The organism is Goekera deserti (genome assembly GCF_010685995.1).
Taxonomy (GTDB): Bacteria; Actinomycetota; Actinomycetes; order Mycobacteriales; family Geodermatophilaceae; genus Goekera; species Goekera deserti.
Genome location: NZ_JAAGWK010000015.1, coordinates 67587 through 87414, shown reverse-complemented (window position 1 = coordinate 87414; position 19828 = coordinate 67587). Strand labels below are relative to the sequence as shown.

The window sequence follows — 19828 nt, the reverse complement described above, 5'->3', positions numbered from 1 at the left end:
GGCGTCCTCTATCGCAACCGCGTATCGGGCACGGAGACACCGACGCGACATCAGGAACCACGCTGCAGCTCGCCCTCGTCGTCGGACTGCCCGGTACCCGACCATCGTCAGGGCGCTGGCTGCAGGCGCGCAGAGCGCGGGTGCGCCCGGTCGATGTGCCCTCATCGCTCCTGACCTCCCCCGGGGCCTGGAGCAGGGCTTCATCCGCCGACCGAGCCGCCCCGGGCCCGCAGCGCGGCGGCGCTCGTACGAGCGATCCGTTCGAACGCAGCCACGCCGGGTGACCGGTCACCGGCGCGGACCAGCAGCCAGATCGCGCAGTCCTCGACGTCCTCCAGCGGGACGAAGGCGACCCCCGGCATGCTCGCGTACCGGGCCGCGGAGGCCGCCGCGATGTTGACGCCGAGCCCCGCGGCGACCAGTTGCAGCACCTCGTCGACGTCCTGGGCCTGCGGGCCGTAGACGGGTGGGCCGCCGTCCGGGCGGGGGTCGACGGCCCACCAGCGGGAGGCCTCGTCGGTACCGGGGCTGGCGCAGATGAACACCTCGTCGCGCACCTCGGCCAGCCGCACGCCGGCCCGCCCCGCCAGCCGGTGCCGCTGCGGCACCACCAGCACCCGCGGCTCGCGCAGCAGCTCGACGCCACGCAGCCCGACCTCGGCCGGCCGGACCGGGCCCGGTGCCAGGGCGACGTCCACCTCTCCTGCCTGCAGGAGCGGCACGGCGTCCCGGAAGCCGAGCCGGCGCAGGTGCAGCCGCCACTCGGGCAGCCTGTTGACCGCCGCCTCCAGCACCGGGGTCATCACCGCGCTGGTGCCGCCGGCCAGGAACCCGATCCGCAGGTCGCCCAGCCGGCCCTCCCGGCGGGCCGCCGCCCACGCCACGAGCCGCCCGTGCGCGGCGGTGACCTCCTCGGCGTGCGGCAGCATCGCCGCGCCCACCGCCGTGAGGTCCACCCGGCGCGATGTCCGGTCGCACAGCGGTGCACCGACCTGCTTCTCCAGCCCGGCGACCTGCTCGCTCACCGACGACGGCGACAGGTGCAGCTCGGCGGCGGCCCGGGCGAAGTGCCGGGTCCGGCCGACGGCGAGGAAGCAGCGCAGGGCCTGCACGGTGGGGTCCACCCGGTGATCGTGCGGCTGAGCCGCATGATCGTCCAGGACTTCCCGCTCGCCCGCGCCGGGCCGCGGCGGCGACGATGGCCCCCCACCACCCCCGCACCAGCTGGAGTCCCGATGAGCTTCGAGTACCTGCTCGACCCCGCGCGGGGTCCGCGCTGGCAGGGCGTCCTGCCCGGCCGGCCGGTGCCGTACGTGCTGCGCCGGGGCGAGGGCGAGCACGCGATGCTCTTCGGCGACCTGTTCACCGTGCTGGTGTCCGGGGACGAGACCCAGGGCCAGTTCGGCATCATCACCAGCTCGTCACCGGCCGGGGACGTGATCCCCACGCACGCGCACGACGGCACGCACGAGACGTTCTTCGTGCTCTCCGGCCTCGTCCGGCTGTTCTTCGAGGACGGCGAGGGCGTCCGGCAGTCCCAGCTGCTGGCGCCCGGCGACTTCGGCTTCGTGCCGGCCGGGTACGCCCACGCCTACCAGGTCGTCGAGGACGCCCGGATGACCGGCACGATGTCCGGCGGGTTCGAGCGGTTCTTCCAGCACATCGGCACGCCCACCGACCACGCCACCGGGGACCAGCCGCCCTTCGTGCCCGACGTCGCGCGCATGCAGGCCGCCGCGCAGCAGCACCGCATGCAGTTCCGGCGCGACGTCGAGTGGCCGGCGCCGGCGTGACCGCCGGCACCCCGGGGGCACCCGCATCCGCACCCGCGCTGCCGCTGCCGCCCGCCGCGCACGCCGCGCCGCTGCCGCCGCCCTGGCCCGGCCCCGCCGGCACCCGGGTGCTGACCGGCCTGGCGTACGCCTCGCCGCCGGGCGCCCGGCCGCTGGAGCTGGACCTGTACCTGCCCGCCGGGGACGGCCCGCACCCGGTCGTGCTGTTCCTGCACGGCGGTGGCTGGCGGCTGGGCAGCCGGTATTCCGGTGGCCCGGCCTTCCCCGGCAGCTCGCTGTTCCAGGCGGTCGCCGCCGCCGGCGTCGCGGTGGCCAGCGCGGACTACCGGCTCAGCGGCGAGGCGACCTGGCCGGCGCAGCTCGAGGACGTGCGGGCCGCCGTCGGCTGGCTGCGCTCCCGGTCCGGCGAGCTGGACGTGGACGAGCGGCGGGTGGCCGCCTGGGGCGAGTCCGCCGGCGGGCACCTCGCCCTGCTCCTGGGCCTCGCCCCGGACGACGACGCGGCCACCTCGCCGGCGCTGTCCGGCGTCGTCGCCTGGTACGCCCCCAGCGACCTGCCCGGTCTGGCCGGCGACACCGGCACCGACCCCGCTGCCGCGGACAGCCGCGAGGCCCAGCTGCTCGGCGCCCCGCTGACCCAGGCGCCCGAGCGGGCGGCGGGGGCCAGCCCGCTGACGTACGTGACCGGTGGCGCCCCGCCGGTGCTGCTGCTGCACGGCGCCGGTGACCGGCTGGTGCCCGCGGCGCAGAGCGAGCGGCTGCACACCGCGCTGCGCCGGGCCGGCGCCGAGGCCGAGCTGGTGGTGCACCCGGGCGCCGACCACCTGTGGCTCGGCGCGCCGGACGCCGCCGGGCGGGCCCTGGAGCAGACGGTGCAGGCACTCCGGCGGTGGCTCGCCGTCGTCCCGGCGCGGTCCTGACGACGGCGCAGGCGGGCCGGCCCGGCCGGGTCTGTGCCCGGCCGGGCGGCCCGCCGCCGGTCAGAGCCCGGTGGTCAGGCTGCGCACGCTGCCGGTGACGCTGAGGGCGAGCCGGCGGCTGACCCGCAGGCCCTGGTCGGCCACGGTGTAGGCGGCCTCGATGAGGTCCTCGGGACGCACCAGGGCGGCGGGCACCAGCGAGCGCACCACCGTGGTGACGCTGCGCACGACGCCGTCGACGGCGTCCTCGGTGCTGCGCGTGGCCTGGTCCAGCTGCCGGCGGGCCTGCTCCTGCTCCTGCTCGCGCAGCTGCCCGAGCAGGTCGGCACGGGCCAGGGTGACCAGCCGGCCGGCGCGCTCGCGCTCGTCGTCGGTGCCGGTGTGCTCCAGGACCTGGCGGGCCACCAGGCCGCGGATCTCCAGGGTCAGCTCCTCCTGGGCGCGGGCGAGCTCGTCGAGCGAGGTGCGCGGCGCGGGGCCGGTCACCCGGGCGGCACGGTCCTCGTGGTCGTCGGTGGACGCGGCGGCGGAGTTCTTCGTGGCGGCGGTCATGGTTCCCCCAGGGGCAGATCCGGTGTGCGGACGGCTCCACGCTGGCGGCCGGAGGTGGCCCGCAGCCGGGCAGGTCGTGTGCGGCAGGCGGACGGGGGACGAACTCGACAGGACGCCGCCGGACCGGGTCAGCCGGGCGGCTCCACGGCCAGCCAGGACAGCTGGCGGCCGCGCGACCAGCAGCGCCCCAGGGCCTCGGCGCGGCGCCCGGCGCCGTCCAGCTCGACGAGGCCGACGATGCTGTGACCGGAGGCGGGCCGGTCCCCCAGCGTCGGCACGCCGGGCGCGACGCCGACCCCCTCCACCGACACCCACGACACCGCCCGCCCGGCCGCCGCCTGCGCGAGCCGGTCCAGCAGCCGCACCCGGCGGGCGGCCGGCCAGGTCGACAGCGCCCAGGTCGTGGTGACCACCGGCAGCGCACCGGCCGGCACCCGGGCGACCGCGTCGGCCAGCAGCGTCACCGGGTCGCCGCGCAGCAGCAGCACCGGGGCGCCCGCACCCAGCGCCAGCTCCGCGTCCAGCTCCGCCCGCCGCCCGGGCCGGTCCGGCGGCACGCAGGCGCGCAGCCACCGGGCGTCGTCGGGGTCGGTGGGGTCCAGCGGCTCCCGGTCCACCCCGATCCGGGCCACCACCTCGGGCACCGGGCGGACGGGCACCGGCATCCGGCCCACCACCGACACCGACACCTGCACCGGGGACGACGGGTCACCGGCGATGCGGCCGGCGGAGGTGACGGCCACCCGGTCCAGGTGCAGGTCGAAGCCGGCCGGGCTGCCCACGGCGACCAGCCCCACCGCTGCCGCGCCCGCCCGCCGGGCCGCCTCGGCGACGGCCGGGACGAGCACCGCGCAGCGCTGGGCCTCGACGGTCACGAGCCGCCGGCGCGCGACGAGGGCGGCGACCTCGCCGGTCAGCCCGGCCAGCGTGTCCAGCGCGGCGCGGGCAGCCGCGTCGCCGTCCCCGGCGGTGTACGCGGCGGCCAGCGCCGGGGCGCGACCGGCCAGCGCCAGGTCGTGCAGCGCGGCCAGCACCAGCGCGGGCTGCCGCCGGCGCGGCGGCAGGAGCTCCAACGCCACCGACCCGCCCAGGGCGCGCGCCACGGCCGCGGTCAGCGGCGACGTACCGGCGGCGTCCTCCGCGAAGCGCCGGTACACCTCGGCGAGCGGGCGTGCGGTGACCATCGGCTGCGTCCCGGACGGTCAGGCCCGGGACAGCTCCTCGGTCAGCAGGCCGACCAGGGCCTCCAGCTGCACGTCCGCCGAGCTGGACACCTCCTCGTCCGAGCCGTCCAGCGCGCGGGCGGCGAGCCCGGCCTTGCTGTCGATCAGCTCGGCGATCCGGGCGTCGATGGTCTGCGCGGCGATGATCCGCCACGCGGTGACCGGCTCGGACTGGCCGATCCGGTGGCTGCGGTCGATCGCCTGGGTCTGCTCGGCGTCGGTCCAGGACAGCTCGGCGAGCACGATGTTGGACGCCACCTGCAGGTTCAGCCCCACCCCGGCCGCGGTCAGCGAGCACACCGCCACGGCGACCTCGGGGTCGTTGACGAAGGCGTCGATGTTCCGCTGCCGCGCGCTGGAGGTCTGGTCGCCGCGGATCGAGGAGAACCGGATGCCCTGCCGGGTGAAGGTCTCCTCGGCGGCGTCCATCACGTCGACGTGCTTGGCGAAGAACACCACCTTGCCGGCGCTGCGGGCCAGCTGCCCGGCGTAGTCGGCGGCCAGGCCGGCCTTGGCCTGCCCGATCCGCCGCATCATGGTGAACACGTTCTCGCCGCTGGAGGCCTCGGCGGCGTCCTTCTGCTCCCATCGGGACACGGTGCGCACCAGGTCGTGGTCGATGCCCTCCACCACGGCACCGGAGCGCCGGTTGGCCAGCGCCGTCTCGTAGCGGGCCACCATCCGCCGGGCCAGGTCGCGCTCGGCGGCCCGGATGGAGCGGCCCGCCGCGCCGTCCAGCTCGACCGGCAGGTCGGCGATCCGGCGGGCGGGGATGTCGGCGGCGACGTCGACCTTGCGGCGCCGCACGATGCCCCGGTCGACCACGCAGCGCCGCGCCGCGGGGTAGAAGCCGGGGTCGGCCGGGGTGAGGCCGGTGTCCTCCAGGGCGTTCATCAGCTCGGCCAGCGGCTGGCTGTCGTCGATCCAGCCGAGGAACTGCCAGATCGCCCGGAAGTCCTCGATGTCGTTGATCAGCGGGGTGCCGGTCAGGGCCATCAGCAGGGCGGTGGAGTTGCGGGTGCGGATGCGCTCGGACAGCTCCAGGACGTGCTGGGAGCGCTGCGAGGTCCGGTTCTTGATGAAGTGCGCCTCGTCGACGACCATCCCGCGGAACCCGAAGTCGCCCAGCCAGCCCACGTGCCGGTCCAGCACCTCGTAGTTGACGACGACGATGTCGGCGAAGCCGTCGATCGTGTCGCCGTTGCCGTGGATCACCGTCGAGCGGCGGTGCGGGGTCCAGATGCCGGCCTCGCGCGCCCAGTTGGTCTTCACCACGTTCGGGACGACGACCAGCAGCGGGTAGGCCGTGGCGGCCTCGGCGGCCAGCAGCGCCTGCGCGGTCTTGCCCAGGCCGGGCTCGTCGGCCAGCAGGAACGTGCGGTGACCGGCGGCCGCGGCGGCGACCAACTGGCCCTGGTGCGGCATCAGCTCCACCCCGTCGGGCACGAAGCGGCTGGTCGGGAAGGGCAGCGGCATGCACGCCGCGTCGCCGCCGCCGGCCCGCTCGAAGGAGCGCAGCAGCGGGCCGATCAGCTCCCAGCCGGCCAGCCGGCGCGGTTTCGCGGGGGCCTGCACGGCGGAGAAGTCCGGGGCGAGGAACGGGTTGGCCATCTGCCGGGACACCACCGACTGCGGCACCACCCGGTTCTCCGGGGCGGCCGGTGCCGCGGCGACCGGCGGCGGCGCGGCCTCCTCCTCGGTGGCCTCGATGCCGGCCGACCGGAGCACCTCCTGCTTCAGCGCGCGGGCGGCGTCGGAGACGACGGCGTCCTCGGCGAGCAGGGCCAGCAGGGCAGGGTCCCGGACGGCGGTGCGCGCCAGGATGGTGGCGATCCCGTCCAGCCGCTTGAGCTGCTCGGCCCGCCGGGTCTCCCCCGTGGTGCCGTCGGCGCGGACCCGGGCGTGCTCCTCGCGCAGCAGCAGGGCCACGACCTGGAACTTGGTGCGTGCCGAGGCGGTCACCGGGCCGCGCTGCGCGGCGGCCTCGACCTCCCGCACCGTCCGGGCGAGCACCGCCACGACGTCCTCGGGCCCGCGGCTGCGCCGCTGCTCCCGCGGGGCGGCACGGCGGGCGCCGGGCCGGCGCTGGCCTGGTCGAGCCACGTACTCCTCCTCTGCTGTGCCCGGCACGTCCCCACGCCCGGGTCCCGCGCACGGCGGCGCGGCACCCGGCGGGTGGTCGTCACGCGGAGCGCCAGGTGCGGCTGCTCCACCGACTCAGACCCGGCGGCACCGGCCGGCGTGGGCCCGGTGCCCGGGTCCCGACGGCCCGCCCGGGACGGCGGGCCAGGACCGTCGTCCGACGGCCGGGACGGCGACCGCACCCGGGGTCCGCCGCCGGACGGGCGACGGCATCCCCTGGTCGGTGCCGGGGCCCATGCTAGCCCGAGTCGGGGCGGGCGGCCCGCGCCGCACCGGCGGCGTCACCCCTGCCGCCCGCTCCGGATCGCCGGACCCGCGGCCCCTGACAGGCTGACACTCCCCCTCCGCTCGAGACCGTCCAGCGGACGGCGGCCGTGCGCTCGTACGCCGGGGACTGGATCGCCCGGCTGGACCTGGACCACCCGCAGCTGACCGAGCGGACCCGCGGCCCCTTCGACATGGTGGTCGGCGTCGAGACGCTGGAGCACGTGGGGAACCCGCGGCAGGTGATGCGCTCCATCCGGGCGCTCCCGCGACCCGGGGACCGGGTGTTGGTGAGCACGCCGAACATGACCCACCCGCACTCCCAGCTGAGGATGTCCCTGCGCGGCGCGCCCCACATCTTCGGCCCGGCGTCACCACCAGCCCGGGCACATCGCGATCCTCCCCGACCGGATGCTCACCGAGCACGTGCGGCGGGCCGGCTTCGGCGACGTGCGCGCCCGCACCGCCGGCGACACCGACCACCACGGTGCGCGGCAGCCGGCGCACCGGCTGCAGATGGCCGCGCTGCGGCTGATCGGGCAGCGCCACCGGGCCGACGAGGGCGAGGGCATCTGCGTCTTCGTCACCGCCACCGCGGGCTGACCCGGCCACCCCACCCGCCCCCTCCCCCGCCCGGCCCGCCAAGATGGCCATCTTGGCGGGCTGTTCGTGTCGGATCCGGGGGGTGTCCGCGTCGGATCCGGGGGGTGGCCGTGCCGGATCCGGGGGTGGCCGTGTCGGTGGCACACCGCGGGAGCCCCTGCTGCCGCTAGCCTGCCGGCGAGCGATCGGGCGCAATCCGCTCGCCACTGCCCCGGGAGCACGTCGTGGAGTCCCTCGCCCGTCACGTCCTGCGTCACCGGCTGATCGTCGTCCTGGGCTGGCTGGTCCTGATGGTGGCCGGCGGCGCCGTCGCCGCCACGGTCACCGAGCGGCTCACCTTCGACTTCTCGCTGCCCGGCCAGCCCGGGTACGAGGCCGAGCGGGAGCTGATCGAGACCTTCGGTGCCAGCACCGCCGACACGCTGGTGCCGGTGCTCACCGTGCCGGCGGGCCAGACGGTGGCCGAGCGGCGGGCCGAGGTCGCCGGGGTGTTCGACGCCGTCCGGGCGGCGGTGCCGCAGGCACGGGTGGTCGACCTGGCCAGCACCGGCGACGACCGGTTCGTCACCGACGACGGGCGCAGCACCTTCGCCCTGGTGCAGGGTCCGCTGCCCGCCGGGTTCGGCCCCGGCGTGGAGGTGCAGCTGCTGCCGGCGCTGCAGCAGGCGGCCGGTGCGGCCGGCCTGGAGGCCGGGCTCACCTCCTACGTGCTGCTGGCCGCCGGGGGCGAGACCGAGGGCCCCAGCGTGCTCGTGGAGACCCTGCTCGGGGCGGTGGGTGCACTGGTGGTGCTGGTGTTCGTGTTCGCGTCGTTCCTGGCCCTGGTACCGCTGGTGATCGCCGCGGTGTCCATCCTGACCACGTTCCTGCTGGTGCTGGGGCTGACGTACCTGACCGACGTCAGCTTCGTCGTGCAGTTCCTCATCGCCCTGGTCGGGCTGGGCGTGGCGATCGACTACTCGCTGCTGCTGGTGTCCCGCTGGCGGGAGGAGCGGGCGCACGGGCGCGACAACGACGAGGCCGTGGTGGTGGCGGTGCAGACCGCCGGGCACGCGGTGCTCGCCTCCGGCGTGACGGTGGCGATCAGCCTGCTGGCGCTGGTCGTCGTCCCGGTGCCGTTCCTGCGCAGCATGGGCCTGGGCGGCATGCTCATCCCGCTGGTCAGCGTGGCCGTGGTGCTCACCCTGCTGCCGGCGCTGCTGTCCGCGATCGGCCCCCGGGTCGACTGGCCGAAGATCCGGCAGGACGCCGCCCCGGCCCGCGGTTGGTCCGCCTGGGCCCGGCTGGTGGTGCGTCGCCGCGGGCTGGCCACCGGCGTCGCGCTGCTGCTGCTGGCCGTGCTGATCGCCCCGGTCGCCGGGCTGAAGATCGGGCAGGCCGGCACCGACTCGCTGACCCGGAACGGGCCGGCGTTCCAGGCGCTGCAGACCCTGGAGCAGGGCGGCGTGGGCACCGGCGTACTCACCCCGATCGCGGTGCTGGTGCCCACCGACCAGGCCGACGCGGCCGTGGCGGCCGCCCGCGAGGTGCCCGACGTGCGCACCGCCGCGATCGGCGGCGAGCGGGACGGGCTGACCGTCGTCGACGTCGTGCCCGAGGCCGAGACCGTGGACAGCGCCAGCAACGGCGTGGTGGACGACGTCCGGGTGGCCGTGGAGGGCGCGGTGGACGGCGAGGTGGGCGTCGCCGGCACCGGCGCGGTCGTGCAGGACTACTTCCGCGCCGTGTACGACGCCTTCCCCTACGTCCTGGCGCTGATCGCGGTGATCACGTTCCTGCTGCTGGTGCGCACGTTCCGGTCGCTGCTGCTGCCGTTCAAGGCGGTGCTGCTGAACCTGGTGTCGCTGGCCGCGGTGTTCGGTGCGGTGACCTGGTTCTGGCAGGAGGGCAACGGCTCGGACGCCGTGTTCGGGGTGTCGGCCACCGGCGCCGTCACCTTCTGGCTGCCGGTGATCATCTTCGCGTTCCTGTTCGGCCTGTCGATGGACTACGAGGTCTTCATCCTGGCCCGGATGCGCGAGGAGTACGACGACACCGGCAGCACCGCGCAGGCCGTGGTCACCGGCCTGGGACGCACCGGGCGGCTGGTCACCTCGGCGGCGCTGATCCTGTTCTTCTCCTTCGCCGCCCTGGCCTCCTCCCCGGGCGTGGACATCAAGGTCCTGGGGACGGCGCTGGGCGTGGGCATCCTGATCGACGCCACGATCGTGCGGGCCCTGCTGGTGCCGGCGCTGGTCAGCCTGTTCGGCCGGTGGAACTGGTGGCTGCCCGCCGGGGTCGCCCGGCTGCTGCGGGTCGAGCCGTCGCCCGTGGCGGCCCGGGACGGGGAACCCGCGATGGACGAGCGGCCGCTGACCCCGGCCTGACACGCGACAGCGGGCACCGCCGGTCCGCAGGGGACCGACGGTGCCCGCTGTGCCGGGCGGTGGATCAGCCGGTGACGGTGATCCGGTCGGTCGCCGGCGGGGCGACCGGGTCCCCGGCCAGGTAGGCGATCAGGGCGTCGACGTCGAAGCCGGGCTGGTTGACGACGTCGGTGCCCGCGGTCAGCGCGGTGAAGCCGTCACCACCGCCGGCCAGGAAGTTGTTCACCGTGATCCGGTAGGTGCCGTCGGCGGTGACCGGCGCACCGGCGATGGTCAGCGAACCGGGCACCACGGCGCCACCGGCGACGGAGTACCGCACCGAGTCCGAGGGCGCCAGCACCCGCCCGACGGCGAACTGCTGGTCCAGCACCGCGTAGAGCTGCGTGCCGGTCAGGGTCAGCGTGGTCAGCAGGTTGTTGAACGGCTGGACCGTGAAGGCCTCGCCGAAGGTGACCACGCCGTCGCCCTCGCCCGCGGCCGAGGACGGGAAGGTGATGTCCGCCCGCACGCCGCCGGGGTTCATGAACGCCGCAACCGCCCCGGCCTCGTCGTCGGTGGCCGCGAGCTGCGAGTCGGCGATCAGGTTGCCCAGCGGCGACTCACCGACCAGGCTGCCGAACAGCGGCTCCTGGGCCCGCACGATCGGCCCGGTGACCCGGCCGACGGCCTCGTTCGCGATCGGCTCGGAGATCGCCTCGTACCGCTCGACCAGGGCCTGCGCCTGGGCGTCGAGAGGCACGTCGCGGGTGACGACGACGTTCTCGGCCGCGGCGCTGGTGACGTCGCCGGTCTTCCGGTCGATGCTCAGGTCGAGGTCGGTGATCAGCCGGCCGTTGGACAGCGCCTGGGTGACCAGCTTCCCGTCGACCTCGTTGGCCCCCTCGCACACGAACCCGTTGTGGAAGTGGCCGGTGAGCACGACGTCGACGGCGTCGTCGATGGCCCGGGTGATGTCGAAGGCCGGCCCGGTCGGCGCCGAGCAGCCGTTCGGGTCGGCACCGGCGGCGCCGCCCTCGTGCAGCGACACCACGATCGACTCCACGCCGTCGGCGCGCAGCTCCGCGACGTAGCGGTTGATCGTCTCGACCTCGTCGAGGAACCGGACGTCGGCGATGCCGGCGGCCGACACGATCGACGGGGTGGACTCCAGGGTCAGACCGATCACGCCGACCTGCACGCCCTGGAACTTGTAGACCTCGTAGGGGCTGCGGATCGGCTCCCCGGTGGTGCGGTCGACCACGTTGGCAGCCAGCCAGTCGGCGTCGGAGCCGTCGTAGCCGTCGCCGTCGAGGCAGCCGTCGACCGGGTGGCAGCTGCCGCCGTCGATGATCCGGCTCAGCTCGTCGACGCCCTCGTCGAACTCGTGGTTGCCGACGGTGGCCACGTCCAGGCCGAGCAGGTCCATCGCGTCCACGGTGGGCTCGTCGCGGAACAGCGCGGACAGGAAGGGGCTGCCGCCGATCAGGTCGCCGTTGCTGATGGTCAGCGTGTTCTTGTTCTCCGCCTCCTGCTGCCGGAGGTGGGTGGCGAAGGAGGCGAGCCCTCCGGCCGGCACGCCGTTCACCGCGCCGCCGGAGCCGGTGGGCGGCTGGAGGGCGCCGTGGAAGTCGTTGAACGCGAGCAGCTGCACGTCGACCGGCTTGGGCCCGGCCGGCTTCGGCGCCGCGGACGCGGGGGTCGCGGCCGCGGCGATCGCGACCGAGAGACAGGCGGTGGTGGCCAGGGCCGCCAGGGGACGTCGCCTCATGTGGTGGAGCTCCTCTGCTGAGACAGGTGGGTCTTTGCTCACGCTAAGCGATCGCTGTGTGGCGCGAGTGGCGGGGAGGTGAACGCCGCGCGGCCCGCGGTAGCGTCCGCGGATGCCGGAGACCGCGGCCGGGCGTCCCCGGGCCCGACGGCAGCTGGACGCCCTCACGTTCGGGCTGTTCACCGTGGCCCTGGGCACCAACGTCCCGACCCCGCTGCTGCTGGTCTACCGGCGGACCCTCGACCTGTCCGACGCCGACCTGACCGCGGTGTTCGGCAGCTACGCGGTCGGGCTGATCGCCGCGCTCACCGTCTCCGGCGCGGCGTCGGACCGGTTCGGACGCCGCGCGGTGGTGCTGCCCTTCGCCGTGCTGTCCGGGCTGGTGTCGCTGCTCTACCTGCCGGCCGCGGAGAGCCTGCCGCTGCTCTACGCCTGCCGGCTGCTGCAGGGCGTGGTGTCCGGGATGGTCTTCTCCGTGGCGAACGCCTGGCTGCAGGAGCTCGCCGGCCCCGACGGGCAGCGCTCGGCGGCGACCCGCGGGGCGGTGTCCACGTCGGCGGGCTTCGCCGTCGCGCCGGCGATGAGCGGGCTGCTCGCCCAGTACGGCCCGGCCCCGACGACGCTGCCCTACCTGGTGCACGTCGCCGTGCTGCTCGCCGGACTGGTGGCGCTGGTCGGGGTGCCCGAGACGGTGCTGGAGCGGCGGCCCGGCCGGCTGATGACGCTGGGCCTGCCCCGGGAGGCGCGGCGGCCGTTCTGGGCGGTGCTGGCCCCCACCGCGGTCGGGGTGTTCGCGTTCCCGGCGGTGGCGTCCACGCTGCTGCCGCTGCTGGTGGTGACCGGCGGCGTCGGGGTGGCCTACGCGGGCCTGCTCGGCGGGCTGGCGCTGGGCGCCGGGGCGGTGACCGCGCGGCTGGGACGCCGGGCCGAGCGCGGCGCCGGCCCGCTGGGCATGGTGCTGGGCGCCGTCGGTGCCGCCCTGGACGTGGTCGCGGTGGTGGCCGGGTCCGAGCCGCTGCTGCTGCCGGCCGCCGTCCTGCTGGGTGGGGGTGGCGGGCTGTGCCTCACCGCGGGGCTGACGCTCACCGCCCGGCTGGCCCCGCCGCACGCCCGGGGCGCGATGAACAGCGCCTTCTACGCCTTCGCCTACGCCGGCTTCGCCACCCCGCTGCTGCTGTCCTGGCTGGGCTCGGCCATCGGCACCGTGCCGGCGCTGAGCGCCTTCGTCGCCGTGCCGGTCGCCCTCGCCGCCTGGCTGGGCCGCGAGCTGCGCCGCACCGCGCCCGCGTGAGCGCCGCCGCCCGCACGGCGTCGGCCCGGGGGCGGTGACGAGCGGGGTGGGGGCGCGTGCCGGAGCATCGGCCCGGTGACCCCCACCGCGCGTGCCCTGATCGACCGCGTGCACCGGGTCGTCGAGCACGCCCGGGAGGTGACCGACCACCCCGTGCTGGAGGCGGTGGCGCGGGTGGGGCTGGTCGCGTACGGGCTGGTGCACCTGCTGATCGGGTGGCTGGCGCTGCAGCTGGCCCGCGGCAGCGACCGCACCGACGCCGACCAGACCGGGGCGCTGCAGACCGTCGCGGACTCCCCGGGCGGGGTGGTGGCGCTGTGGCTGATCGGGCTGGGGCTGCTGGCCCTCGCGCTGTGGCAGGCCGGTGAGGTGCTGCTCTGGTGGCGCGGGCTGCTGAGCCGCGAGCGCTGGAGACGCACGGCGTTCGTCTGCGCGAAGTGCCTGGCCAAGGCGGCGGTGTACGCGGTACTCGGCGGCACCGCGCTGCTGTTCGCCGCGGGAGGTGAGTACCAGGCCGACGAGCGGTTGCGCGAGCTGACCGGGGAGACCCTGGAGGTGCCCGGCGGCACGGCGCTGGTGGTCGCGGTGGCGGTGGGGGTGGTCGCCGTCGGGCTGTACACGGTGCTGCGCGGGTGCACCGGCGGCTTCATGAAGGACATCGACCTCACCGCCGCCCCCGACCGGGTCGAGCCGTGGATCGAGGCGGTGGGGCGGGTCGGCTACGTGGCGAAGGGCATCGCGTTCGGCCTGGCCGGGGTGCTGCTGGTGCAGGCCGCCCGCACCGCCGACCTCTCCGCCGCCACCGGCCTGGACGGCGCGCTGACCGTCATCGCCGGGGTGCCGGGCGGCTCGTGGCTGCTGGGCGGGGTCGCTGCGGGGTTCGCCGCGTTCGGGGTCTACGCCCTCGGCCGGGCCCGCTACCCCGACCGCGACCCGTCGTCCTGAGGCGTGGACGACGGGTCGCGGGCGACCGCTCAGAGGTCCTTGCGGATGTAGGCCGCGGCGGCCAGGCCCCCGATCATCAGCACCCACACCGCCGACCAGGCCAGGTAGGCCGCGGACAGCGGTGCGACGCTGAGGAACGGGAACGCCCCGGCGCCCTGGTCGGCGCCACCGAACTGGACGATCGCCGAGGGGTCCTGGAAGGCGTTCATCGCCCCCCGCCACAGGCCGTCGGTGGGCAGCAGCACCCGCGACACCGCACCCACCTGGGCGACGGCGTCGTTGCCCAGCGCGGTGCCGATGGCGCCGACCACGCCGGCCACCCAGGTGGTGCAGAACAGGCCGACCGCGATGACGCCGGAGGCCATCGGTGAGACGGCCGTGGCCAGCAGCACGGTGAGCGTGAGCAGCACCGCGGTCTGCGCGGCGAGCAGCGCCAGCGCGGTGACCGGGCTGGGCGGCCAGTAGTCGACCGTCGCCCGGACCACCAGGATCTCGGCCAGCCCGGCGACGACGACGAACCCGCTGCCGAACGCGACCAGTCCCAGCCACTTGCCGAGCAGGAACGCCGAGCGGCGGATCGGCCGGGACAGCACCGCCAGCGCGATGCCGGACTCCGTCTCCCCGGCCAGCGTGGGGCCGGCCAGGAAGGCGGTGCCCAGCGCGGCGACGAGGCTGAAGCCGAACATCACCAGGTTGAGCACGATCGAGGCGGTCAGCCGGGCCTCGCCGCTGGTGAGCGCCTCACCGGCGAGCCGGGAGAAGCCCCACGCGCTGAGCACCAGCAGCGCCACGGTGAGCGCCGCCAACGCCAGCAGCACCCGCCGCCGGGACGCCTCGCGCAGGGTGAGCGCGGCGACGGTGAGCACGGTCCGCAGGGTGCTCGCCCCGGGCGGGGCCGGCCGGTCGGGCGCCGGCCGGGTGTCGGAGGTGGTCACGACTGCTCCCCCGCCCGGCTCGCGGCGCCGTCCCGGAGGATGCCGAGCAGGCGCTCCTCCAGGCTGATCCGCACCGGCTCGACCGCGTGCACCCGCACACCGAGGGCGACCAGGTCGGCCACCAGGTCGGGTGCGGCGGTGCCGTCGTCGTCGGCCGGGACGGCGACGGTCAACCAGGCGCCGTCGGTGTCCACCCGCCCGGTGGCGGCCAGCCGCTGCTGCGCGGCCGGGGTCAGCCCGGTGAGCTGCAGGCGCAGCTCGCGCTGCCCGAGCAGCTCGGCCAGCGTGCCGGAGGCGGCGACCCGGCCCCGGTCCAGCACGACCACCCGGTCGCAGACCCGCTCGACCTCGCCGATCAGGTGGGAGTTGAGCAGCACCGCGACGCCGCGGGTGCGCAGCTCCAGCACGATGTCGCGCACGTCCGCGCGGCCCAGCGGGTCCAGCGCGCTGGTCGGCTCGTCCAGCACCACGAACTCCGGCCGGGCCACCAGCGCGACGGCCAGGCCCAGGCGCTGCTGCATGCCCTTGGAGAACCCGCCGACTCGGTCCGCGGCGCGCCCGCCGAGGCCCACCAGGGACAGGCACTCGGCCTGCTCGGCGCGGGACACGTCGCCACCGGCCAGGCGCACGTGCAGGGCGAGCACCTCCGCCGCGCTCAGCCACGGCTGGTAGCGGAACAGCTCGGGCAGGTAGCCGACCCGGGCCCGGGCCGCCGGGTCGGCCGACGGCCGCCCGAGCAGCATGGCCTCCCCGGCGTCCGGGCGCACCAGGCCGAGCAGCATCTTGATCACCGTGGTCTTGCCGGCGCCGTTGGGCCCGAGCAGGCCGACCACCTCACCGCGGCCGACCTGCAGGGACACGTCCTCGACGGCGGTGCGCTTGCGGTAGCGCTTGTGCAGCCCGGAGCACCAGGCGGCCGGTGCGGGCGGCAGTGCGGAGACGAGCTCCGACGCCGCCCGCAGCGCCGCGCCGTCCGGGGCGGTGAGGGAGTCGGTGGCCATGGTCAGCGCAGCTCCCGGGCCACGGACAGCAGCTCGTCGGTGCCCAGCGAGCCGGCCACGGCGGTGACGACGCCGTCCTCGACCCACACCACGGCCGCCATCGACTGGTCCCGGCTGGCCAGCACGGTGGCCTGCACGCCGCCCACGTCGGCGGTCGAGGTCTCCACCTCGTCGCCGGGCACCGGCAGCGGCAGGGTGGCGCCGTCGGCGGTGAAGGTGCGCAGCTGGGCGGCGAGCTCGGCCGGGATGCCGGGCAGCGACAGCAGGTGGTCGCGCAGCGTCTCGAACGGCACCCCGGAGGAGAACGCCGTCGGGGCGACGGCGGTGCCCACCACCAGCGCGGGCAGCCCGGAGGACGACGACCAGACCTGCGCGACGCCCGGGCCGGCGACCATCCGCACCTGGCTGCCGTCCAGGCCGGGCGGGGACGGCGGGGCCGTCTCCCCCGCCTCGGAGGCGGCCTGGGCGGCCCGCGCCGCGGAGTAGGTGAACGTGGCGCTCACCTGGTCGCCCACCTGGAACTCCGGCCGGCCGACGACGCCGTCGGGCAGGAAGGCCACCTGCGGCAGGTCCAGGCCGGTGGCGCTGGTCGCGGCGGCCGCGTCGGGCACCTCGCGCAGGTCGGGCTCACCGCTGACCTCCAGGTCGCCGTAGGCGCTGAGGTCGGGCAGCGAGACGAGGTCCGCGGCGGTCAGGGACACCGGCGCGATCTGCTCGGTGCGGAAGATCGGCAGCCAGTCGTTCGCGGCGGCGGTACCGGCACCGGCCAGCACCAGGGCGGCCGCGGCGACCGCCACCGCGGGGCGGCGCAGCAGCCCCCGGGCCCGCGGGCCGCGGGCCGGGCGCGCCGGGGTGAACGCGGCGGCAGCCGGTGCGGCGGTGGGCAGCGCGGCGTTGAGCCGCTGCCAGGCGGCGGGCACGTCGGCATCGCTGCCGGCCGCAGGCTGCAGTGCCGCGCCGACGGCGACGGCGTCCGCGCGGGTGGCGGCCAGTGCGCTGAGGCACTGCGCGCAGTCGGCGACGTGCCGCCGGTCGGGGTCGGACACACCGGCCGGCTCGTCGATCAGCCGGCGCAGCACGCCCTCAGTCGGATGACGCATGACGGGTCAGCTCCTCGCGTAAGGCGGATTCGGCGCGGCGGACGGTGGTGCCGACGCTGCCGGGGGACATGTCGAGGGCCGCGGCCACCTCGGCGTAGCTCAGCCCGCTGTGCCGCAGCACCAGGGCCACGGCCTGCTTGCGGGGCAGGAGCGCGAGCGCCGCGCGGACCCGGCTGCGCTCCTCGCGGGTCACGACCGTCTCGGCGACGTCGGACACGACGTCGTGCTGGGCCGCGAACGCGGTCTCCTCCCGGGACGCGCGACGGCGTCCGGACCGGATGAGGTTCAGTGCGGTGTGCGCTGCGGCGACCGCGAGCCAGCCGCGGGCCTCGGCGGCCGGGACGGTGGAGCGGCTGAAGGAGAGGAAGACCTCCTGGGCCACGTCCTCGGCCTGGTCGCGCGAGCCGAGCACCCGCGCGGCCACCGCGACCACCGGCTGGTAGTCGCGCCGGAAGACCTCCTCGAGGTCGGCGCGGACGGCGTCGACCGATCGGACCGTCATGCGCTCCCTGCTCTCGTCCCGACGTGCCGTGGCACCGGGCAGCGCCACCGGCACCGCCCGGACGGTCGCGACCGCCCCGGTGGGTGGGTGGATCAGCTTCATGTACCTACAGCACCGCCGCGGCCGCGGATGTGACATCGGCGGCCGCGGCGGGCGGGAGTGCCCCCTCTCGGGGGGCGGGAGTGCCCCCGATGGCGGCCGCTTCGGGGCGATCTTCTCCGAGCAGACCACCACCCCGATGCGCCGCGACCCACCCGTGGTCGTCGACGTCTCGACCGGGTCGACGCCCTCACCCGCCTGAACCGCAACCGCGGTGTCGGGCAGGCCATGATCACCCACACCTTGAGTGACCTGACCCTCCCCGATGCCGCCGACACGGCCAGGGCCCGCGGGTTCGTCGAGCGCGCCGGCATGGTCATCTCCGGCGGCCTCCCGCACGGCGAGCTCGCCAAGCTCCGCGAGGTCGTCCCCTACTCCCGCGCCGAGGGCGACCTGCTGGCCTCCTGGACGTCGTCATCTCCTGCGTCCCACCCCTGGTACGCACCGACCAGCACGGCGGGGCCGAGGACGTCCACCTGCCCGACACCATCCCGTTCCTGGCACCGGGACAAGAGTGGCGCACCTTCTGGGACAACGGCGTCGAACGGGCCGACGACACGTACGACCTTCCCGACCGCCACGACGTCACGATCACCTACAGCGACTCCTCCGGGGCCACCCACAGCACGCCATCGGTGCTGGACTGGAAGGTCTTCGTGGTGCGCCAGTGGATGCACGAGCGAACGGTCCACCACGCCGTCGGCGAGCTGGAGAAGATCCGCAGAACCATGCAGGCCCTTGCCCAGGCCGACCGAGTGCAGAAGGTCGCTACCTACGACGGCCCCCAGCTGGACCGCGACCGGGCCGAGCGGCATGCCACCGCACGGCAGGCGCGCCAGAACCTGCTCGCCCAACTGGACCTGTCCGACGGCGCCCCGACCCCCTGTGCGAATGAAGCACCGTGACCGAACTGCAGCCGGGCCTTGGTGTTGCCTCTGTATCCCCAGCCATCCAGCGACTGGCCCCCAGCGGCAGTGAGGCGCTGGCCCGCGTGCCGGGCACCGCAGTCGATCCCTTCGACCGGCTGGTGGTCGCCTTCCTCACCGGCCGCAGGTTGGCCCACACCAAGACCGCCTACGCCGCCGACCTGGCCGCCTGGCGCAGCTGGTGCCTCGTCGAGGCGCCGGAGGAGTACCGGGTGCACCCGCTGCTGGCCAGGCGCCCCCACGTCGATGCCTGGGTCGACCACCTCGGGCGGGCAGCTGCCACCGGCGACCGTCCGGGCGCTTGACGAGCTGATAGGCCAGCGCACCAACGGTGCAGTCTTCCTCAGCCGCACCGGCGACCGATTGGCCTACAAGACCGCCTACGACCAGATCAAGCGTCTGGCCAAGACCGCCGGCATCCCCTCAGCTGACCGGATCAAGCCTCACAGTCTGCGCAACGGGTTCGCCACCGAGGCCCTGGCTATCGGTATCCCGCTCCAAGACGTCCAGGACGCACGGGGACATCGGGACTCTCGGACCACACGGCGCTATGACCGCACCCGGCACAACCTCGACCGGTCGCCGGCCTACTCACTCGCCCAGGCCCTGCGTTGTTCTTGAAACACCTCTGTCGCGGAGGTGCCCGCAGCGTCCTGTCGGAGGACACCATGCTGAGTCGGCTTGCCCGCGAGTTCGCCGCCGAGATCCGCTACCAGGACTGGTCGGATGCGCACACGCGCCTGGATCGAGCCGGGCACCGCCGGGAGCACGACCCCAACGCGGCCGGCCACGACCAGCTGGACGCCACCGCCACGGACGCCGTCCGCACCAACGTGTTCTGGGTTGTCGCCCAGGTGCTCAAGCACGAGGACCCCAACCTGGACCTGTACGAGTTCGCCTCCGCCTGCGGCGTCTCCCGAGACCACACGCACACGAGGAACGGTCAGCTGAACGGGACGATCACGGCGGGCATCCGGTTCACCGACTGCACCGGTGACCGGGCACGCCCCCCGGTGCTGCTGGAGAACGAACCCGATTGGACCGGAACGTTTGACTGACCGGGAGCAGCTCGCTTCAGCCGGTGGGCTTCAGGTGTCCGCTGGTCGTCGAGTGAGGAGGGTGGACACCTGACTGGTCGCAGTCAGGTGTCCACCCAGGTCAGGGCTGATCAAGCCGGCGATGGCGGTGAGGTCGGCCAACCGCGCGGCAACGTCGGTAGCCAGCAGGTGCTCGTGGTGGGCAAGTCCGTTGCGCAGCTGCTGCAGCCGCCCGACCGGGCCGTCGACGTCGGTGGCCCTGTCGGTGCCCGGCGGGAACGCGCGGTGCAGGCAGGGCACCGCCCTGGTGGTGCTGCTGCTCGGTGACCGGGTGGACCGGGTGGACCTGGACCTGCCTGTGCGCACTCGGGCTGGCCGCGAC

At 75.5% G+C, this 19828-nt stretch carries 21 protein-coding genes and 1 pseudogene; 12 read left to right on the top strand and 10 right to left on the bottom strand.

What is annotated here, in order from left to right:
- Positions 1-200: 200 nt before the first annotated feature.
- A complete protein-coding gene (locus G1H19_RS11400; RefSeq protein WP_162392177.1) occupies positions 201-1124 on the bottom strand; it encodes a LysR family transcriptional regulator in 924 nt (307 codons plus the stop codon).
- A gap of 111 nt (positions 1125-1235) precedes the next feature.
- Between G1H19_RS11400 and G1H19_RS11395 the strand changes: the two genes are divergently transcribed.
- Positions 1236-1793: a quercetin 2,3-dioxygenase gene (locus G1H19_RS11395; protein WP_152731029.1), complete on the top strand. Its 558-nt coding sequence runs from the start codon at positions 1236-1238 to the stop codon at positions 1791-1793.
- On the top strand, positions 1790-2713 hold the full coding sequence (locus G1H19_RS11390) for an alpha/beta hydrolase (protein ID WP_162392178.1): 924 nt from the start codon (positions 1790-1792) through the stop codon (positions 2711-2713). Before G1H19_RS11395 ends, G1H19_RS11390 begins: the two co-directional genes overlap by 4 nt.
- Positions 2714-2773: 60 nt before the next feature.
- Here G1H19_RS11390 and G1H19_RS11385 read toward each other — a convergent pair whose 3' ends face one another.
- The 3 genes from G1H19_RS11385 to G1H19_RS11375 all read right to left on the bottom strand — a co-directional run bounded on the left by G1H19_RS11385 (position 2774) and on the right by G1H19_RS11375 (position 6591).
- Entirely contained in the window at positions 2774-3265 is a 492-nt protein-coding gene (locus tag G1H19_RS11385; RefSeq protein WP_152731028.1) for a hypothetical protein, read from the bottom strand.
- 128 nt (positions 3266-3393) lie between these two features.
- On the bottom strand, positions 3394-4449 hold the full coding sequence (locus tag G1H19_RS11380; protein ID WP_152731027.1) for a DUF2332 family protein: 1056 nt from the start codon (positions 4447-4449) through the stop codon (positions 3394-3396).
- An 18-nt stretch (positions 4450-4467) separates the two neighbouring features.
- Positions 4468-6591 carry a DEAD/DEAH box helicase gene (locus G1H19_RS11375; protein ID WP_162392179.1) on the bottom strand — a complete coding sequence of 708 codons (2124 nt, stop codon included), beginning with the start codon at positions 6589-6591 and terminating at the stop codon, positions 4468-4470.
- A 497-nt stretch (positions 6592-7088) separates the two neighbouring features.
- On the opposite strand from G1H19_RS11375, the pseudogene G1H19_RS23220 reads away from it, so the two are divergent.
- The 3 genes and pseudogenes from G1H19_RS23220 to G1H19_RS11365 form a co-directional block, all read left to right on the top strand.
- Positions 7089-7163, top strand: a pseudogene (locus G1H19_RS23220) (class I SAM-dependent methyltransferase); the annotation flags it as partial.
- A gap of 142 nt (positions 7164-7305) precedes the next feature.
- Complete coding sequence (locus G1H19_RS23215) at positions 7306-7497, top strand: hypothetical protein (RefSeq protein ID WP_235910114.1); 192 nt, start codon at positions 7306-7308, stop codon at positions 7495-7497.
- A gap of 224 nt (positions 7498-7721) precedes the next feature.
- A complete protein-coding gene (locus tag G1H19_RS11365; RefSeq protein WP_162392180.1) occupies positions 7722-9863 on the top strand; it encodes an MMPL family transporter in 2142 nt (713 codons plus the stop codon).
- Between the two features lie 64 nt (positions 9864-9927).
- On the opposite strand, the gene G1H19_RS11360 is transcribed toward G1H19_RS11365, so the two are convergent.
- A complete protein-coding gene (locus G1H19_RS11360; RefSeq protein WP_152727833.1) occupies positions 9928-11610 on the bottom strand; it encodes a bifunctional metallophosphatase/5'-nucleotidase in 1683 nt (560 codons plus the stop codon).
- 112 nt (positions 11611-11722) lie between these two features.
- Here G1H19_RS11360 and G1H19_RS11355 point away from each other — a divergent pair, with 112 nt between their 5' ends.
- Complete coding sequence (locus tag G1H19_RS11355; RefSeq protein ID WP_152727832.1) at positions 11723-12901, top strand: MFS transporter; 1179 nt, start codon at positions 11723-11725, stop codon at positions 12899-12901.
- Between the two features lie 75 nt (positions 12902-12976).
- On the top strand, positions 12977-13846 hold the full coding sequence (locus G1H19_RS11350; protein WP_162392181.1) for a DUF1206 domain-containing protein: 870 nt from the start codon (positions 12977-12979) through the stop codon (positions 13844-13846).
- Between the two features lie 29 nt (positions 13847-13875).
- Here G1H19_RS11350 and G1H19_RS11345 read toward each other — a convergent pair whose 3' ends face one another.
- Genes G1H19_RS11345 through G1H19_RS11330 form a run of 4 tightly spaced genes read right to left on the bottom strand, consistent with a single transcriptional unit; the run spans position 13876 to position 17384 of the window.
- Positions 13876-14781, bottom strand: a complete 906-nt coding sequence (locus tag G1H19_RS11345) for an ABC transporter permease (RefSeq protein WP_235927851.1) — start codon at positions 14779-14781, stop codon at positions 13876-13878.
- Entirely contained in the window at positions 14778-15782 is a 1005-nt protein-coding gene (locus G1H19_RS11340) for an ABC transporter ATP-binding protein (RefSeq protein WP_152727831.1), read from the bottom strand. The genes G1H19_RS11345 and G1H19_RS11340 overlap by 4 nt, the downstream gene beginning before the upstream one ends.
- A gap of 2 nt (positions 15783-15784) precedes the next feature.
- Positions 15785-16882, bottom strand: coding sequence for a hypothetical protein (locus tag G1H19_RS11335; protein WP_152727830.1), 1098 nt, complete (start codon positions 16880-16882; stop codon positions 15785-15787).
- Positions 16866-17384, bottom strand: a complete 519-nt coding sequence (locus G1H19_RS11330; RefSeq protein ID WP_152727829.1) for a sigma-70 family RNA polymerase sigma factor — start codon at positions 17382-17384, stop codon at positions 16866-16868. The genes G1H19_RS11335 and G1H19_RS11330 overlap by 17 nt, the downstream gene beginning before the upstream one ends.
- Here G1H19_RS11330 and G1H19_RS11325 point away from each other — a divergent pair.
- From G1H19_RS11325 to G1H19_RS11305, 5 genes are all read left to right on the top strand, one after another.
- The gene (locus G1H19_RS11325; protein WP_152727828.1) at positions 17383-17685 is read left to right on the top strand and encodes a hypothetical protein; all 303 of its coding nucleotides are present in this window, start codon (positions 17383-17385) and stop codon (positions 17683-17685) included. The genes G1H19_RS11330 and G1H19_RS11325 overlap by 2 nt on opposite strands.
- A gap of 433 nt (positions 17686-18118) precedes the next feature.
- Positions 18119-18388, top strand: coding sequence for a hypothetical protein (locus tag G1H19_RS11320; RefSeq protein ID WP_152727827.1), 270 nt, complete (start codon positions 18119-18121; stop codon positions 18386-18388).
- Positions 18385-18714 (top strand): hypothetical protein, encoded by a 330-nt coding sequence (locus tag G1H19_RS11315; protein ID WP_152727826.1) that lies wholly within the window; start codon positions 18385-18387, stop codon positions 18712-18714. The genes G1H19_RS11320 and G1H19_RS11315 overlap by 4 nt, the downstream gene beginning before the upstream one ends.
- Positions 18656-19030, top strand: a complete 375-nt coding sequence (locus G1H19_RS24880; RefSeq protein WP_152727825.1) for a tyrosine-type recombinase/integrase — start codon at positions 18656-18658, stop codon at positions 19028-19030. The genes G1H19_RS11315 and G1H19_RS24880 overlap by 59 nt, the downstream gene beginning before the upstream one ends.
- A 47-nt stretch (positions 19031-19077) precedes the next feature.
- A complete protein-coding gene (locus G1H19_RS11305) occupies positions 19078-19467 on the top strand; it encodes a hypothetical protein (RefSeq protein WP_152727824.1) in 390 nt (129 codons plus the stop codon).
- Between the two features lie 30 nt (positions 19468-19497).
- Here G1H19_RS11305 and G1H19_RS11300 read toward each other — a convergent pair whose 3' ends face one another.
- Positions 19498-19746: a hypothetical protein gene (locus G1H19_RS11300; RefSeq protein WP_152727823.1), complete on the bottom strand. Its 249-nt coding sequence runs from the start codon at positions 19744-19746 to the stop codon at positions 19498-19500.
- Between the last annotated feature and the right edge of the window lie 82 nt (positions 19747-19828).

Excerpts from the sequence above, each read along its gene's own strand:
- G1H19_RS11395 (WP_152731029.1), top strand. The coding sequence starts at position 1,236 with ATGAGCTTCGAGTACCTGCTCGACCCCGCGCGGGGTCCGCGCTGGCAG.
- G1H19_RS11385 (WP_152731028.1), bottom strand. The coding sequence starts at position 3,265 with ATGACCGCCGCCACGAAGAACTCCGCCGCCGCGTCCACCGACGACCAC.
- G1H19_RS11380 (WP_152731027.1), bottom strand. The coding sequence starts at position 4,449 with ATGGTCACCGCACGCCCGCTCGCCGAGGTGTACCGGCGCTTCGCGGAG.
- G1H19_RS23215 (WP_235910114.1), top strand. The coding sequence starts at position 7,306 with ATGCTCACCGAGCACGTGCGGCGGGCCGGCTTCGGCGACGTGCGCGCC.
- G1H19_RS11360 (WP_152727833.1), bottom strand. The coding sequence starts at position 11,610 with ATGAGGCGACGTCCCCTGGCGGCCCTGGCCACCACCGCCTGTCTCTCG.
- G1H19_RS11355 (WP_152727832.1), top strand. The coding sequence starts at position 11,723 with ATGCCGGAGACCGCGGCCGGGCGTCCCCGGGCCCGACGGCAGCTGGAC.
- G1H19_RS11340 (WP_152727831.1), bottom strand. The coding sequence starts at position 15,782 with ATGGCCACCGACTCCCTCACCGCCCCGGACGGCGCGGCGCTGCGGGCG.
- G1H19_RS11335 (WP_152727830.1), bottom strand. The coding sequence starts at position 16,882 with ATGCGTCATCCGACTGAGGGCGTGCTGCGCCGGCTGATCGACGAGCCG.
- G1H19_RS11325 (WP_152727828.1), top strand. The coding sequence starts at position 17,383 with ATGCGCTCCCTGCTCTCGTCCCGACGTGCCGTGGCACCGGGCAGCGCC.
- G1H19_RS11330 (WP_152727829.1), bottom strand. The coding sequence starts at position 17,384 with ATGACGGTCCGATCGGTCGACGCCGTCCGCGCCGACCTCGAGGAGGTC.
- G1H19_RS24880 (WP_152727825.1), top strand. The coding sequence starts at position 18,656 with ATGCCTGGGTCGACCACCTCGGGCGGGCAGCTGCCACCGGCGACCGTC.
- G1H19_RS11305 (WP_152727824.1), top strand. The coding sequence starts at position 19,078 with ATGCTGAGTCGGCTTGCCCGCGAGTTCGCCGCCGAGATCCGCTACCAG.